This window comes from Phyllobacterium sp. CCNWLW183, from assembly GCF_037203775.1.
In the GTDB taxonomy this organism is placed as follows: Bacteria; Pseudomonadota; Alphaproteobacteria; order Rhizobiales; family Rhizobiaceae; genus Phyllobacterium; species Phyllobacterium ifriqiyense.
Map to the genome: position 1 here is coordinate 109,914 of NZ_JBBCBN010000006.1, position 14,962 is coordinate 124,875.

The window sequence follows — 14,962 nt, forward strand, 5'->3', positions numbered from 1 at the left end:
CCCAATCACGCCCCACATTGTGATAAGGCCATCGTTCGTGCTCTGCCCCACCGGAGACCGACCAGCCGTCAGCGCCATGTCCCCAGAGCAAGGTAACAGATGCTGGGAAAGGCGCACGCAAAATGCTGTAGCTTGCGATTTTGTGATACAGCGCCATTCCCGGCGCGGGATCATCACGAGGGTGAGGCAGGCGCGACGGTCCTCCACCGACCCATACCTCTGGTCACGGCCGGTTGCATGATCGCTGCTGGGCAATTGTTGTCATTGTGCGTTGACAGGATCGTTGCAGCAACACTTCCGACTGGCAAAAAGTACGGCATGGCACCTGCTGTAACTGGACGCGAAATGCCCTCTTCACGTGCCCGGTTTAAGCGAATGCCCGGGGGCATCACAACGAGCCTGTAGCCGAAGACATCATGGCAGGAAAGCTGGTTTGCGTCACCGTGCAACGGGCAGATCCGGTTGAACGGTGGCAACTAACAGGCGCCAGTTCTCTGGTCTCAACGCGCGCCGATCAGGGGGCGTTGAGCATACGAGATTTTTTGCGTCCGGGAAGTATCGTGCAGTGCTGCTGCGCTTTGCATCCCCCGCTGCAAGAAGGGCCTTACGTGTCGTCCTTGGTTCCGGCGACCGGTATTAATCCCCTGGGCTCGTGCTTGAAGCCCAGCAAGCCTCTCGAAAGAGCAGGAAGATACTCATGCATAAAGGGATGTAGCCTAAAACCACGCGCCCCGCGAGAGGAAGTGAAATGGTCTTTAGCTGCGGGATGAGCGAAAATTCTCATTTAAAACGGGTACTAGGCACAGCCAAGCGCCGGCAAAACCAAATCCGAATTTTACTGGCGAGCGTTTGTGTCAAACCAGCCTAGTGACTGTCAGCACAAACAGTTCTGATTTGCTTTCATCAGCGTCAAACGGAACCGGACTTCAGTTATTTTGCAGCCCGTGCTGGTTCACTTCCAGTGCTTTAGCAATGCCAGAAGGTCTGGACACTTCGAACAGCGCCGTTGGTCAAGTCCGGCGCTGGTGCTAGGCGCATACGGCGCCTGCTGTCAACAAATCAGGTTCTCAGGAGAAAGCTCCCGCCGCACTCTCTGGCGGCCCAGCCGGGGTTCAGTTGCGGTATTTGGCAAGCATGAAAATCATGTCACGGTCTGGTTGACTGCGTTATCAATCCACGCACGTGTCTGTTCCAAAATTTCGTCCGACAGAACGGGATCGTCGATCGCGCGGGCGATGATCACCGCCCCTACCATCGCCGCCCAGCTTCCGACTGCCGCACGACGCCTGTCGACCTCGCTCAACTGCGCAAGCGCCTCACCGAGGCGATCGATCTGCGAGCGAAGGCCTTCGGTCATGGCCGAGCGGGCCGCCGGGTTCTGATAGCGGATGTCTGCAACAAGGCCCGCAGTCGGGCAACCACTGCCGGCATTATCCCGATGCCGGGGTGAAAGATAGGCATTCAAATAAGCGCGAAAATCCCGCCCGCCGCCTTCGTCCGCGGCAAGGACATGGGCAAGGGTATGTGCGATCAAATCGTCTTTCGAACTGAAGTGGCCATAGAAGCCGCCATGGGTGAACCCGGCCGCTTCCATCACTTCCGCCACGCTGACCGCATCGAACCCTTTGTCGCGAAACAGCCGGCTGGCAGCATCTAAAATCCGGCGGCGGTTATCTGCCATCTGCTCGCGGCTGACCTTCATTTTGAAATTCTCCGTCTGGTCCATTGACTTTTACATGATGACGATCATATTTAGCTAATCATGATGTCCGTCATGATTATAGGTTCGATCAAAGAAAAGGGCAATGCCATGACCATTATTCCGTCAGTCCTCATCACCGGCGCCTCCACCGGCATCGGTGCCGCCTATGCCGAGCGTTTTGCCGGCCGCGGGCACGATCTTGTGCTGGTTGCCCGTGATATGGCGCGACTGGAGATCCTGGCGTTCCGTCTGCGCCAGGAATATGGCGTGGCGATCGACATCATCCGTGCCGATCTCACGCAGCCTGGCGAGCTTGCGACGGTAGAAACGAGGCTGCGCGATGACGCCCGTATCGGAATCCTTGTCAACAATGCAGGAACAGCCATTGGTGGTACGTTCATCGAGCAGAGCACCGACTCCGTTGCACGGCTGGTGGCGCTCAACACGACTGCGCTTGTGCGGCTCGCCAGTGCCATCGCTCCACGTCTTGCGAAGGCTGGCGAAGGAGCAATTGTCAATATCGGCTCTGTGGTCGGACTGGCGCCAGAATTCGGTATGACGGTCTATGGCGCAACCAAGGCTTTCGTTCTGTTTCTGTCGCAGGGGCTCAGCCTGGAGCTTGCGCCCAAGGGGGTTTATGTCCAGGCGGTGCTTCCCGCCACGACGCGAACCGAGATATGGGAGCATGTCGGCGCCGACGTCAACACGCTCTCCAACGTGATGGAGGTGAACGATCTGGTTGATGCGGCACTGGTCGGATTCGACCGCCGCGAGCCGGTAACCATCCCACCGCTTCCCGACGCCGGTCAGTGGGACGCGCTTGAGGCAGCGCGCCAAGCCATGCTTCCAAATTACGGAAATCAGCATCCGGCCGAGCGCTACCGCGCGCCGGCCTAGAAACTCACCTGAAGATTTCGGTCCAACGATCGCTGCGGTGGGCAAACAATTCTAACTCATGGCAAACAAGGAACTGTCTGAGCTTTATAGTGTTGCCCATCAAATCCTTACCAACCCAATTGTCACTTCACCCTTGACCCGCAACCGGGTTGGCCGGGCTTCGTCCCGGGCGCCGAAGGCGGAACGCGTCATTTTACACCGGTTCGGTAACAGCCGGAACAGGAAAGGGGCCTGCTTGCCCAGGCGCCAATAGAATGAACGAACATGGCGGGACTGTCGCCGCTCATTAATGTTCGGCCGGCAATGTATTGCCTAAGCCCGAGGGGTAATATGCAATTAGGAGAAATAATGAGTTTGTTCATGAGGGCCAAAAGCCCGACACGAACCGGATTTTGATCAGTGGCGGGGAAGGCAGTGTTTCAGCGTATCAGGCATTGATTTTGCCCTATGTCCGCCAACGTGCGTTCAGCTGACATTTCCTATTTGCAGCCGGCCCGTAACTGCCATTGGCCATGCAACGCAGAATTTGCATCTATCCGGCAAAATCTGAAATCCATTGGTCGAAGACCGCAGATCAAAGACGTCTGCTCTAAGGAGATTGCGGAAGATGTCGCCGGATTAACGGACGGCCGCTGCTATTTTCCGGCGACGCGCTCCACCCTATCTGTTCGCCTCGTTGACTATCTCGTCCCAGGTTTTGACCTTCTCCTGCCCATCCAGGAATGGCATGACTGCCTCCGGCAACTCGGGCGCAAAGAAGATATCGTAATGGGTGCGGTTGGGAATGATAGCGAGCCGGTTTTGTGACATGGTTTCACGCATCCAGCCGGCATCCCTGAGCCCGCCGCCAAGCAATTGGTAAAACTTGATTTCATGTTCGGGCCTGTACATGTCACTGTCGGCAAACACCAGCATTACCGGCATTTTCAATTTGGCAACGTCCTTGGAATAATCATACGGTTTGCGCATGAAATCGCCCATCGCGCCGATGAGGCGTGGAAAGTCCGCCGGCTTCGGGGCCACCGCGGCGTAGCTCTTGTACATTGGTGTATCCTTCATCATGTCGGCCATGTCCGCATTCGTCGCCTGCATCTTGATCATCTCAGGATAGAACCCGTCCTGCGCATAGCCCGCCGAGACCAGAGCAAGGCGGCTGACGACTTCCGGATGCTGTACGGCAAGCCGGAACGCCACGCCGCCCCCGAACGAATAGCCAAGGACGTCTGCCTGGTCGTGTCCGAGTGATTTAAGGATAGTTGCCATATCATCACCCATCGCCTCAAGGCTGATCGGGCGGGCTCCAAGCCCGGTGCGGCCATGTCCCTGAAGATCGACACCAATGACCTGCCGGCCTCTGGTGAGCCGCTCCATGATCGGTTTGAACATGTCGATCGAGCCAAGTCCGCCATGAAGGAGAAGCAGCGGCTTGCCTGCGCCCTCACCGTGAACTTCATAGTAATAGTTGATACCGTCCGCTTGGATATGCCCGCTTTTTGCGGACACAGCCGTCGCTGCATGGACTGCAGATGTGACGCCCAGTGCCAGTGCTGCCACTGCAAACAGGCTCGACAGGATTTTCATGTTCGTCTCCTCGGATTGTTTCAGTTGATGTTGTGAAGACGAACCACGACCCTGAAATCCTACATACCTTTCGGCAATGATCGAAAAAAAGTGTAATCGGCAAGCACGTGCCTGCCTGTGGCTTTGGCCGAAATGCGCATTGTCGCCGGTGCTGCTGGCTCAACCAATGCCGCAATCCCTTCGAACTGATGGCCGGCAGGACTGTAGAATTCTACACTCGAACAGATCTGAAATTCATGGTCGCTTGCCTCCGTTGCCAAACAAAGGAGGTCGTAAAGGATGTTAGCGCTTGCAATACAGGACGCCCGGGACCTGAATTCACGGCGACTCGTCAACGAACTCTTCAAGCTGAGAGCACGTGTTTTTTCGGGACGGCTCGCTTGGAATGTCAACGTTCGTGATCGGCGCGAGACCGACGCCTATGATCTGCTTGACCCTACATATATCCTCGTCATTTCAGATGACGGAATTCTGGCTGGCTGCGCCAGATTGCTTCCCGCAACCGGGCCAACAATGTTGGCGGATATTTTTAAAAAGCTCCTTGCAGCCGGGCGACTGGCGGCTCATCCGGCGATGGTGGAGAGCTCGCGGTTCTGCGTTGATACCTCCCTTGTGCGAAGCAGGACAGCGGGCACGTTGCACGAGGCAACCCTTACCCTGTTTGCAGGCATTATCGAATGGTCGATGGCAAATGGATTTAAAGAGGTCGTCACTGCAACCGACGTCAGATTTGAAAGAATCCTGAAGCGGGCGGGCTGGCCGATGCGTCGCCTCGGCGGGCCGTGCAGGATCGGAGATACGATCGCGGTCGCAGGTTCTCTTGCCGCCGACGCTGCAAGCTTTGACCGGATCCGCCCGGCTGCATATCGCTCGGCAATTGTGGCCAATAGCGAGTAGAATATGGGGGCTGTCATGAACCGGTTGCGCTCCCATCCGCGCCTTATCCGCAAGCTTGAGGAAGCCCTTGGCGACCATCTGTGTGCCGCACTTGGCGATGCAAACGTTGTTGAGATAATGCTCAACCCCGATGGCAAGCTCTTTATCGAACGATTGGGGAACGGCATGACGCCGGCTGGCGAAATGCCACCTTCCACAGCCGAGATCATCATTGGAAGCATCGCACATGCGCTGCAATCGGAAGTTGACCAGAACCGTCCCATCATTTCCGGCGAACTGCCGATTGGCGGGCACAGGTTTGAAGGATTGCTGCCTCCGGTCGTTGCCCGGCCCTCCTTCACGATCCGGCGCCGGACGTCGCGCCTCATCAGGCTCGAGGACTATGTCAGATCAATGGTGATGACGGAACGCCATGCTTCCGCCATCCGCCATGCTATTTCCTCTCGCCTCAACATCGTGATTTCGGGAGGCACCGGATCGGGAAAGACAACTCTTGCCAATGCGGTTCTTGCCGAGATCGTCGAAATCGCTCCGGATGACAGGATTGTCATTCTTGAAGACACGGCGGAGATCCAGTGTGCTGCCGAAAACGCTATTGCCCTGCACACAAGTGACAGGATCGATATGGCGCGACTTCTCAAGAGCACCATGCGCCTGCGCCCGGACCGCATCGTTGTCGGCGAGGTCCGTGACGGTGCGGCCCTCACTCTGCTCAAAGCCTGGAATACGGGGCACCCGGGAGGCGTTACCACAATCCACTCCAATACGGCCCTGTCGGCTTTGCGTCGTCTTGAACAATTGACCGCCGAAATCAGCCCGCAACCCATGCGCGAAGTGATCGGTGAAGCCGTCGATCTGGTGATCTCAATCGAACGTACGCCCAAAGGGCGGCGCATTCTCGACATGGTCCGCGTCGAAGGCTTTACCGGCACTCAATATGAAACCCAAAATCCCCAGATCCAGGAGGAACGTCATGTCGCGTGATTATCGTGTGTTTCTATTCGCCGGAACTTTCGCGGCTGCAATGAGCATTTTTGTTATAGGACCTGTATTTGCCTCTTCCGGTGGAGGCGGGTTGCCATGGGAATCCCCGCTCCAGCAGATCCAGCAATCCATCACCGGACCCGTCGCCGGATTCATCGCGCTGGCTGCGGTCGCCATTGCAGGTGGAATGCTGATCTTTGGCGGTGAACTTAACGACTTCGCACGCAGGCTTTGCTATATCGCCCTTGTCGGAGGTGTCCTTCTCGGCGCGACACAGATTGTCGCCCTGTTCGGTTCGACAGGCGCATCGATCGGCCGGATGGAGGCGCCCGATCAGAAAGCCCTTCCGCAAGGGGAGAAGTCCCATGGCTGAAGTCGGCTCCGGGCTTGAAAGGTCGCCGATCCACCGGGCGCTCTCTCGTCCGAACCTTCTGATGGGAGCCGACCGCGAGCTCGTTCTCCTCACGGCGCTTGCGACGGTGATCCTGATTTTCGTTGTTCTGACGTGGTATGCGGCCCTGTTCGGCGTCGCGTTCTGGCTGATCGCCGTGGGCGCACTGCGGATGATGGCAAAAGCCGATCCCTTAATGCGCAAGGTCTATCTCCGCCACATCGGATACAATGTCCATTACCGGCCGACGTCGACGCCCTGGCACCGACATTGAGGAGCAATGATGGTCGCTCTTTCTCGCTTCCGCCACGCCGGCTCTTCCTTTGCGGACCTTGTTCCTTATGCCGGGCTCGTCGCCAACGGCGTTATTCTGCTCAAGGATGGCTCGCTGATGGCCGGCTGGTATTTCGCCGGACCCGATAGCGAAAGCTCTACGGACGTCGAGCGCAATGACATATCGCGCCAGATCAATGTCATCCTTTCACGCCTGGGTTCGGGCTGGATGATCCAGGTCGAGGCTGTGCGGGTTCCGGCAACCGATTATCCAGGAGACCGGGACTGTTTCTTCCCCGATGCGGTGACCCGCGCGATTGACGCCGAACGTCGTGCGCATTTTGAACGGGAAAGCGGTCACTTCGAAAGCCAGCACGCGCTGATCCTGACATGGCGCCCGCCCGAGCCCCGAAGTTCCGGTCTGACACGCTATCTCTATGCCGATCGTGACACCCGGTCTGCCTCCTACGCCGATCAGGCGTTGGAGGCATTTCAGACCTCGATCCGCGAAATAGAACAATACCTCTCCATCACGATGTCGATCAGGCGGATGGTGACGCAGGAAGTCGGAGAACCACGAGGGAATGTGGTGAAATATGATGAGCTTTTCCAGTTCATCCGCTTTTGCATTACAGGGGAGAACCATCCTGTGCGGTTGCCTGCTGTCCCTATGTATCTCGACTGGTTGGTGACAGCCGAGCTGCAACACGGCATGACACCCATGGTGGATAACCGGTTTGCGGGCGTCGTTGCGATCGATGGTCTGCCGGCAGAAAGCTGGCCAGGCATCCTGAACGCGCTCGACCTCATGCCGCTGACCTATCGCTGGTCTTCCCGATTCATTTTTCTCGATGCCGAAGAGGCCAAGGCAAAACTTGAGCGCACGCGTAAAAAATGGCAGCAGAAGGTTCGCCCATTCTTTGATCAGCTTTTCCAGACACAAAGCAGAGCCGTCGACCGGGATGCGATGCTCATGGTGGCCGAGGCCGAGGACGCAATTGCACAAGCCTCATCCCAGCTTGTAACCTATGGCTATTATACGCCGGTGATCATTCTGTTTGATAAGGACAGTGTCCAGCTCAAAGACAAATGCGAAGCGGTCCGCCGGTTGATTCAGGGGGAAGGGTTCGGAGCGCGCATCGAAACCCTCAATGCGACCGATGCCTTCCTCGGCAGTCTGCCCGGCAACTGGTATGCCAATATCCGCGAACCGCTGATCAACACGCGCAATCTCGCAGATCTCATCCCGCTCAATCAGGTTTGGTCCGGCAGGCCCGTTGCTCCATGCCCATTTTATCCGGCCGGATCCCCGCCATTGATGCAGGTGGCAAGCGGCTCGACGCCGTTCCGGTTTAATCTTCACGTCGATGACGTCGGCCATACGCTCGTTTTTGGGCCGACCGGATCGGGCAAGTCCACGCTGTTGGCTCTGATTGCCTCGCAGTTTCGCCGCTACAAGGACGCTCAGCTCTTTGCATTCGACAAGGGGCGTTCCATGTTGCCATTGACGCTTGCAGTCGGTGGTGACCACTACGAGATTGGCGCAGAGCCGCAAGCGGCGAGAAGCGAGCTTGCTTTCTGTCCGTTGTCCGAGCTCTCGACGGACACGGACCGTGCATGGGCGAGCGAGTGGATCGAGATGCTGGTGACACTGCAGGATGTCCCCATCACTCCCGACTATCGCAACGCCATCTCCCGGCAGATCCAACTGATGGCGCAATCGCGTGGCCGGTCGCTTTCCGACTTCGTCTCCGGTGTGCAGATGCGCGAGATCAAGGACGCATTGCACCACTACACGGTCGACGGTCCGATGGGGCAACTTCTTGACGCGGAAGCGGACGGATTGTCACTGGGTGCTTTTCAGTGTTTTGAGGTTGAGGAATTGATGAATATGGGCGAGCGCAATCTTGTACCGGTCCTGACCTACCTGTTTCGCCGCATTGAGAAACGGCTGACGGGCGAGCCAAGCCTCATTGTCCTTGATGAGGCTTGGCTGATGCTTGGCCATCCGGTCTTCCGGGACAAGATCAGGGAGTGGCTGAAAGTCTTGCGCAAGGCCAATTGTGCGGTGATCCTCGCAACCCAGTCGATCTCGGACGCCGATCGTTCTGGCATCATCGATGTGCTGAAAGAAAGCTGTCCGACCAAGATTTGTCTTCCAAACGGAGCGGCGAGAGAGCCCGGAACACGCGAATTCTACGAAAGGATTGGCTTTAATGATCGCCAGATCGCCATTGTCGCCTCCGCCGTGCCGAAGCGGGAATATTATGTAATCAGTCCCGAAGGGCGCCGGTTATTCGACATGGCTCTTGGACCTCTGGCGCTTTCGTTTGTAGGCGCATCCGGCAAGGAAGATATCAAGCATATCCGTGCCCTTTATGCCGAACATGCGGCCGACTGGCCGCTCCATTGGATCAAGCAGAGGGGGATTGCCGATGCAGCATTGGTGTTACCGAAAGCTTAGGAGAAACCTTTTCGCGACCGCCATGGCCGTGGCAGTGCTTGCGCCGGTCACGTCCGGATTCGCGCGCGCTGGCGGTGTCACCGGACAGGCTACAGAATGGACCCAGCTGGCCAATAATGCGGAGCTGATCAGCCTCGTCGGCAAGTCGGCCGAGCAGGTGAACAATCAGATTACCCAGATCAATCAGCTTGCAGAGCAAATCCAGAACCAGCTCAACATCTACAGGAATCTTTTGCAAAACACCGCCCAGCTGCCGGATCATATATGGGGCCAGGTTGAAAATGATCTGGGCAAGCTTCAAAGCGTTGTCGCGCAGGGGCAGGGCATCGCCTTTTCCATGGGCAATGTCGACGATGTCCTGAAGCAGCGCTTCGCGAGCTTCGCCGACATGAAAAGTAACCTGCCGGACAGCGCGAGCTTTTCCTCGACCTATCAGGACTGGTCAAACGCCAATCGTGACACGATCCTCGGCACACTGAAGGCTGCAAATCTCACCGTTGAGCAGTTTAACAGCGAGGAGAGCACAATGTCATCATTGCGCTCAATGTCCCAAAGCGCTGATGGGCAGATGAAAGCACTGCAGGTCGGCCATCAGATCGCTGCCCAGCAGGTCGCGCAAATGCAAAAGCTGCGCGGGCTGGTTTCACAGCAGATGACCATGATGGGCACGTGGTTTCGATCCGAACAGGCACAAAAGGATCTTGCCCAGGCCCGACGGGAAAAATTCTTCAACGCACCGATCAATGACATCCGCGGCGGCCAGACAATGGAGCCGCGCTGGTGAGCCCGCGCATCCTCGTTATCCTCGTGCTGGCGTGTGTCATCGTTTTCGGAATGGTGTTTCAACCCGACGCGATGACTGAGCCACCGGCGATGATTTCGGAACCGACTGCTGCACAGCGCGAATACCGCGAGCGCTTTTTCGGTGGCGATCCGGACCGTGATGTGCGCGGCGGCCAGGAGATGAAGTCAGGATGGTAGTTTTACGCGCTTCCCGCGCTCAGGAGACAGCGTTCTTCGTCGTCGCGATTTTGCTGTTTGCGAGTGCGCCAGCGCTTGCACAACAGGGTGCGGTGCTGACCACGCTGGAGAACCAGGTCGTGAGTGCCGCCAAGGGATGGGAGACAACGATCATGAATGCAGCGCGCTCCCTGTTCTGGATTCTCGCCGGTATCGAAATCGGCATTGCCGCTATCTGGCTGGCGGTCAGTGCCGCCGCGCTCGATTCATGGTTTGCCGAACTGGTGCGCCGGATCATGTTCATTGGCCTCTTCGCCTTTATCCTCGACGGTGGCTCGGCATTCGCCAAGGCCGTAGTCGACAGCCTGTACCAGATCGGCGCCGGTGGTGGCTCTCCGTCGCCCGCCAATATTTTCGACGCCGGAATCCGCGTTGCGTCGAAGATGTCCGAGCAGGCCAAGTTCGGTCTGTTCGAGGACAATGCGCTGGCCATCGCTGCGGTTTTCGCGATGGTTGTGGTTGTCGTTTCATTTTCCCTGATCGCAGCCATCTTCATTGCCGTCATGGTAGAGATGTATGTCGGGCTCCTGGCAGGAATGATCATGCTCGGGCTTGGCGGCTCCTCCTACACCAAGGATTTCGCCATCCGATACCTGGTTTATGCCTTCTCGGTCGGCATGAAACTGATGGCGTTGGTGATGATCGCCAAGATCGGCTCCGAGACCCTGCTCGGACTGGCTGAGGCGCCAACCGCAACCACCGACCAATTTATTACCACGCTCGCCATCGCCGGCATATCGGTCGTCGTGTTCGTAATTGCGATGTATGTCCCTCCTATCATGCAGGGCGTGGTGCAGGGTGTGTCCGTGACGGGCGGCATGGAGACGATCCGGCACGGCTCGCAGGCGTCGGGTTTTGCCGTCGGTGCGACGGTGGGCGCGACTTCCATGGCCATGGGAGGAGCGAGAATCGGTGCAGCGGCGTATGCCGATGCCCGGTCGACGGGCTCGTCAGTGGCAGGAGCGGCGCTGAAAGGAATGGCAAGCGGGTTCGAGGCAACTGGAGGCGCACTCGCCTCGGCAGCCCGCGATCAGGCGATGGGCGGACGCGGCACCTATGGCACCTCAACGCTCGGGCTTGCCAACGCCAAGCTCGAGGAAGCCAGAAAGTCATCCCTGGCGTCCAAAGACTCATCCGGAAATAAGGGACGCTGATATGAGACGATCGACTGCCCGAAACACGGCGTGGGGGGTGATGGCACCGGGTGAGACCGCAGAAAACCCCTATATGGCCGCACGGCTGGAATGGAATGAGCGCTACGGCTCCTATATCCACGCGGCAAGGACATGGCGGATCGTCGGCATTGCCGGCATGCTGATGGCGGTAATCGGCTTCAGCTATGGGCTTTTCCAAAGCACCCAGGTGAAGCTCGTCCCCTACATCGTCGAGGTCGACAAGCTCGGAACCGCCGCAAGTGCCGGCTTCCCGCAGCAGATCGAATATGCCGACCCGCGTGTGGTGCGGGCCACGCTCGGCGGTTTCGTTTCAAATTTTCGCTCGGTGACTCCCGATGCGATTGTACAAAAGCACTATATCGACCGCACCTATGCGCTGCTCAGAACTTCGGACCCCGCGACCGAGAAGGTGAACAACTGGTTTCGCGGCAATTCTCCCTTTGAAAAGGCCAGGAACGCCACCATAGCGGTTGAAGTCACCAACATCGTAGCGCTGTCAAAACAGTCTTACCAGGTCGACTGGACCGAATATGAACGCGACCGGAAGGGCAAGGAAACTGCGGTTCGGCGGTTTCGAGGCATTGCCACAGTCACCCTCAATCCACCACAAGATGAACGCATCATCCGGCTCAATCCGCTAGGTCTTTACCTGCGTGACTTCGACTGGACGGCGCAGCTGTAAAAGGTATGAAACCAGACATGAACGTCAGCGCAATCTCCGCCAGGGCCGTCCTGATTGCATCCATCACCCTCCTTGTCATGACCACATTCCTTCCGGTCGCTCTGGCTCAGAGCATGAGCGCAAATGAAGCGAAAGGTACAAACATATCCGGCCAATGGCGGGGAAGCCGCGGACTTGTCACGAAAGGGGCGGATGGCAAGGTCATCTTTCTTTTCGGGGAGGTGCAACCATCCGTCGTCTGTTCACCATTGCAGGTGTGCGACATCGAACTTCAGGCCGGCGAGGTGGTCCGTGACGTCCTTGTCGGCGACACAGTGCGCTGGAAGGTTGAACCCGCCACCTCCGGTGCAGCCGGTGGACAGGCGATTCATCTGATCGTTAAACCCTCCGAGCCTGGCCTGATCACGTCCATGGTGGTGACAACATCGCGGCGAACCTATCACATTCAGCTCAAATCGCATGCAAGGCAGTATATGGCACGTGTGGGTTTCGAATATCCCGAAGACGTTTCGGCGAAAGTTTCCGACATCAATGCACAGCTGGAAACCGGCACGATTTCCGGCGCCGGTTTGCCTCCAGAACAATTGAATTTCGGCTATTCGCTTTCCGGAACAGCAAGCTGGCGCCCGGTGCGCGTCTACGGTGACGGATCGAAAACCTATATCCAGTTCCCAAAATCCGTATCAGCCAAGGATGCACCGGTTCTGTTCGTCGTGTCGGGGGGCCAGAACCGCATTGTCAACTACCGCATGAAAGGCGATATGATGATGGTCGACTACAATATTGACCGTGCCGTACTTGTCTCCGGCGTCGGCTGGAAGCAGGAAAAGATCACCATCAAGCGGGGAGGGCGGTGATGCGATTGCATTCACCTGTTCGCGCCATGATGGTTGCCGGGTTTCTTGCCTTTGTTCTTTCAGGGTGTGCATCGGTTGCACCAACGGGATTGATGGCCGGCACCGCGCTGCCTGAAATCTCCGATACTGCCGCAGGCGCGATCGCCGGCGACATGGTCAGTCGTCTTGCCGAACAGGTGGGACCCCGGACCGCTGCCGTTGCCTTGAATCAGGATGATACGCCGTTCGGACGGGCGCTTGAGGCAGCGCTCAAGGGCTGGGGCTATGCGGTTGTCGCCGACCAGAAGACCGGGGATAGAACAAAACTCATCTCGCTTGCCTATGCGGTGGAGCCGTTCGAGGGACAGATGCTTGCACGGCTATCAACGGCGAGCCTGAAGATCAGCCGCGTTTACAGCATAACAAGCGTAGGCGCGACGCCGACAAGCCCGCTTTCGGTTATGCAGAGCAGCTAGGTAGGAGCGTCATGGTGCAATCGCTGCAGCTTGGAGGAACGCAAAACAGCAACCAGGCCACCAGCATGCGGCGCGTCAATCGCCTGCCTGTATTCGTCCTGATTTGTCTGGTTGTCGTTTTTCTCGTCATCATATTCTTTGGTCTTGCGCAACGTGGGCTTTATCCTGGTGACGAACCAGGCATTGATCAGTCTGCGGGACACCCGGCCTCTAGCTATGCCGATCAGTTGAAACAGGGTGTGGCCGACGGCATCATTGGCGAGCCTCAGCCGCCCCCAAACTTCCAGCCCTCTCCCGTGGACACGAAGCCGGACGCATCCGCCAATCCGTTCGGGATGCAGACAAACCATACGGGCGAATACCAAAAGCGGGATAGCGGCCTGGAAGAGGATGAGATGTGGCGGGCACGTCTTCAACGCGAGCAGGACGAACAATATCTGCGCGAACGGCAACGTCAACGCATGGCGCGTCTGCAAGCGAATGCAGCAGCCCATGATGCCCCTCTTGCCCTTGACCCTGGCAAGTTTGCAAGCAGGCCGGGCGATGCGACGGACATGCCCAATACACTCAAATCTTCATACTCCGCATCTCAAGCTTCCGGCTCGGACCTTTATGCCGCAGCGCTGAGAAATGGTCTTGCTGGTCAAAATTTTGACCAGAACGGCCAGGCATCCAAGCAAGACTTCTTCAATTCGGACATCAGGGAACTCGGATATTTGCCGCACCGGGTCGTCCCGCAGCAATCGCCCCATGAACTCAAGCGCGGGTCGGTCATTCCTGCAACGCTGATCAATGGCATTAACAGCGATCTGCCCGGCCGGATCATTGCACAGGTCAGCCAGAACATCTATGACAGCGCAACCGGCCATCGCCTCCTGATCCCGCAAGGAGCCAAGCTGTTTGGCCGGTATGACAGCAAGATCGCGTTCGGGCAAAGACGAGTTCTTGCTATCTGGACGGATATCATTTTCCCGAACGGCTCGACGCTTCAGATAGGCGCCATGGCTGCTGCCGATGTGCAAGGGTATGGCGGCTTCAAGGACAAGGTGAACAACCACTATTTGAGGACGTTTGGTTCGGCTGCCCTCATCGCGATGATCGGAACCGGAATCGACATGGCCATGCCGGAAAGCTCTACGCGTGCGACACAGGATACCGCATCCGACGCAGCCAGGCGAAACTTTGCAGAATCCTTCGGACGTGTCGCCGAGCGCACGATCAACCGAAATCTCGACGTCCAGCCGACGTTGGAAATTCGCCCGGGCTATCAGTTCAACGTCGTTGTCGATCAGGACATGGTTTTCCCGGCGGCATATGGAAAATAGCGTGTCTGATATTTACGAAGCGGGAAACTAATCGACGCGCACGATCACTTCGGTTGGTTGGCGATGAGGTAGCGCTCGGCTTAGCGATGTCAATGACTGTCGGCTACAATGATGAGGAGTGGGGAACAACGTGCATATTCGATCAATGAGTTAGCCCGATAATTCCAGGTTTCAGCCACGTTGCTGGCCAAAACATGCGATTATTGCTACATATCAGGGCCACCTGCGGGCTATTGGCAGAAACTTGCGTTTGGAAAGA

General features: G+C 57.3%; 15 protein-coding genes. 13 read left to right on the top strand and 2 right to left on the bottom strand.

Translation table 11 applies throughout. The features are described 5' to 3' along the window. Window positions 1–1,141: 1,141 nt before the first annotated feature. A complete protein-coding gene (locus V9K95_RS14755; protein ID WP_336441231.1) occupies window positions 1,142–1,702 on the bottom strand; it encodes a TetR/AcrR family transcriptional regulator in 561 nt (186 codons plus the stop codon). A gap of 108 nt (window positions 1,703–1,810) precedes the next feature. On the opposite strand from V9K95_RS14755, the gene V9K95_RS14760 reads away from it, so the two are divergent. Beyond that, window positions 1,811–2,599 (top strand): SDR family NAD(P)-dependent oxidoreductase, encoded by a 789-nt coding sequence (locus tag V9K95_RS14760; RefSeq protein ID WP_336441321.1) that lies wholly within the window; start codon window positions 1,811–1,813, stop codon window positions 2,597–2,599. Between the two features lie 660 nt (window positions 2,600–3,259). Here V9K95_RS14760 and V9K95_RS14770 read toward each other — a convergent pair. Further along, the gene (locus V9K95_RS14770) at window positions 3,260–4,180 is read right to left on the bottom strand and encodes an alpha/beta fold hydrolase (RefSeq protein WP_336441230.1); all 921 of its coding nucleotides are present in this window, start codon (window positions 4,178–4,180) and stop codon (window positions 3,260–3,262) included. A 279-nt stretch (window positions 4,181–4,459) separates the two neighbouring features. Between V9K95_RS14770 and traI the strand changes: the two genes are divergently transcribed. The 12 genes from traI (at window position 4,460) to trbI (ending at window position 14,703) form a co-directional block, all read left to right on the top strand. Further along, window positions 4,460–5,077 (top strand): acyl-homoserine-lactone synthase TraI, encoded by a 618-nt coding sequence (gene traI / locus V9K95_RS14775; RefSeq protein ID WP_336441229.1) that lies wholly within the window; start codon window positions 4,460–4,462, stop codon window positions 5,075–5,077. 15 nt (window positions 5,078–5,092) lie between these two features. Next, complete coding sequence (trbB, locus tag V9K95_RS14780; RefSeq protein ID WP_336441228.1) at window positions 5,093–6,061, top strand: P-type conjugative transfer ATPase TrbB; 969 nt, start codon at window positions 5,093–5,095, stop codon at window positions 6,059–6,061. After that, window positions 6,051–6,434, top strand: coding sequence for a TrbC/VirB2 family protein (locus V9K95_RS14785; RefSeq protein ID WP_336441227.1), 384 nt, complete (start codon window positions 6,051–6,053; stop codon window positions 6,432–6,434). The genes trbB and V9K95_RS14785 overlap by 11 nt, the downstream gene beginning before the upstream one ends. After that, window positions 6,427–6,726, top strand: coding sequence for a conjugal transfer protein TrbD (locus tag V9K95_RS14790; protein ID WP_336441226.1), 300 nt, complete (start codon window positions 6,427–6,429; stop codon window positions 6,724–6,726). The genes V9K95_RS14785 and V9K95_RS14790 overlap by 8 nt, the downstream gene beginning before the upstream one ends. Before the next feature lie 9 nt (window positions 6,727–6,735). Next, window positions 6,736–9,189 (top strand): conjugal transfer protein TrbE, encoded by a 2,454-nt coding sequence (locus tag V9K95_RS14795; protein WP_336441225.1) that lies wholly within the window; start codon window positions 6,736–6,738, stop codon window positions 9,187–9,189. A 22-nt stretch (window positions 9,190–9,211) separates the two neighbouring features. Further along, window positions 9,212–9,973 (top strand): P-type conjugative transfer protein TrbJ, encoded by a 762-nt coding sequence (trbJ, locus tag V9K95_RS14800; protein ID WP_336441224.1) that lies wholly within the window; start codon window positions 9,212–9,214, stop codon window positions 9,971–9,973. Continuing rightward, window positions 9,970–10,170 carry an entry exclusion protein TrbK gene (gene trbK, locus V9K95_RS14805; RefSeq protein ID WP_336441223.1) on the top strand — a complete coding sequence of 67 codons (201 nt, stop codon included), beginning with the start codon at window positions 9,970–9,972 and terminating at the stop codon, window positions 10,168–10,170. Before trbJ ends, trbK begins: the two co-directional genes overlap by 4 nt. Further along, window positions 10,164–11,363: a P-type conjugative transfer protein TrbL gene (gene trbL / locus V9K95_RS14810; RefSeq protein ID WP_336441222.1), complete on the top strand. Its 1,200-nt coding sequence runs from the start codon at window positions 10,164–10,166 to the stop codon at window positions 11,361–11,363. The genes trbK and trbL overlap by 7 nt, the downstream gene beginning before the upstream one ends. A gap of 40 nt (window positions 11,364–11,403) precedes the next feature. After that, window positions 11,404–12,066 (top strand): conjugal transfer protein TrbF, encoded by a 663-nt coding sequence (locus V9K95_RS14815; protein WP_336441221.1) that lies wholly within the window; start codon window positions 11,404–11,406, stop codon window positions 12,064–12,066. Between the two features lie 77 nt (window positions 12,067–12,143). Further along, window positions 12,144–12,923 carry a P-type conjugative transfer protein TrbG gene (trbG, locus tag V9K95_RS14820; protein ID WP_442958572.1) on the top strand — a complete coding sequence of 260 codons (780 nt, stop codon included), beginning with the start codon at window positions 12,144–12,146 and terminating at the stop codon, window positions 12,921–12,923. Next, window positions 12,923–13,378, top strand: a complete 456-nt coding sequence (trbH, locus tag V9K95_RS14825; protein WP_336441219.1) for a conjugal transfer protein TrbH — start codon at window positions 12,923–12,925, stop codon at window positions 13,376–13,378. Before trbG ends, trbH begins: the two co-directional genes overlap by 1 nt. Before the next feature lie 11 nt (window positions 13,379–13,389). Further along, window positions 13,390–14,703 (top strand): IncP-type conjugal transfer protein TrbI, encoded by a 1,314-nt coding sequence (trbI, locus tag V9K95_RS14830; protein ID WP_336441218.1) that lies wholly within the window; start codon window positions 13,390–13,392, stop codon window positions 14,701–14,703. Window positions 14,704–14,962: the final 259 nt, after the last annotated feature.

What these genes read in the sequence shown, in the direction of transcription:
- V9K95_RS14755 (WP_336441231.1), bottom strand. Translation starts at nt 1,702, where the DNA reads ATGAAGGTCAGCCGCGAGCAGATGGCAGATAACCGCCGCCGGATTTTA.
- V9K95_RS14760 (WP_336441321.1), top strand. Translation starts at nt 1,811, where the DNA reads ATGACCATTATTCCGTCAGTCCTCATCACCGGCGCCTCCACCGGCATC.
- V9K95_RS14770 (WP_336441230.1), bottom strand. Translation starts at nt 4,180, where the DNA reads ATGAAAATCCTGTCGAGCCTGTTTGCAGTGGCAGCACTGGCACTGGGC.
- traI (WP_336441229.1), top strand. Translation starts at nt 4,460, where the DNA reads ATGTTAGCGCTTGCAATACAGGACGCCCGGGACCTGAATTCACGGCGA.
- trbB (WP_336441228.1), top strand. Translation starts at nt 5,093, where the DNA reads ATGAACCGGTTGCGCTCCCATCCGCGCCTTATCCGCAAGCTTGAGGAA.
- V9K95_RS14785 (WP_336441227.1), top strand. Translation starts at nt 6,051, where the DNA reads ATGTCGCGTGATTATCGTGTGTTTCTATTCGCCGGAACTTTCGCGGCT.
- V9K95_RS14790 (WP_336441226.1), top strand. Translation starts at nt 6,427, where the DNA reads ATGGCTGAAGTCGGCTCCGGGCTTGAAAGGTCGCCGATCCACCGGGCG.
- V9K95_RS14795 (WP_336441225.1), top strand. Translation starts at nt 6,736, where the DNA reads ATGGTCGCTCTTTCTCGCTTCCGCCACGCCGGCTCTTCCTTTGCGGAC.
- trbJ (WP_336441224.1), top strand. Translation starts at nt 9,212, where the DNA reads ATGGCCGTGGCAGTGCTTGCGCCGGTCACGTCCGGATTCGCGCGCGCT.
- trbL (WP_336441222.1), top strand. Translation starts at nt 10,164, where the DNA reads ATGGTAGTTTTACGCGCTTCCCGCGCTCAGGAGACAGCGTTCTTCGTC.
- V9K95_RS14815 (WP_336441221.1), top strand. Translation starts at nt 11,404, where the DNA reads ATGGCACCGGGTGAGACCGCAGAAAACCCCTATATGGCCGCACGGCTG.
- trbG (WP_442958572.1), top strand. Translation starts at nt 12,144, where the DNA reads ATGACCACATTCCTTCCGGTCGCTCTGGCTCAGAGCATGAGCGCAAAT.
- trbH (WP_336441219.1), top strand. Translation starts at nt 12,923, where the DNA reads ATGCGATTGCATTCACCTGTTCGCGCCATGATGGTTGCCGGGTTTCTT.
- trbI (WP_336441218.1), top strand. Translation starts at nt 13,390, where the DNA reads ATGGTGCAATCGCTGCAGCTTGGAGGAACGCAAAACAGCAACCAGGCC.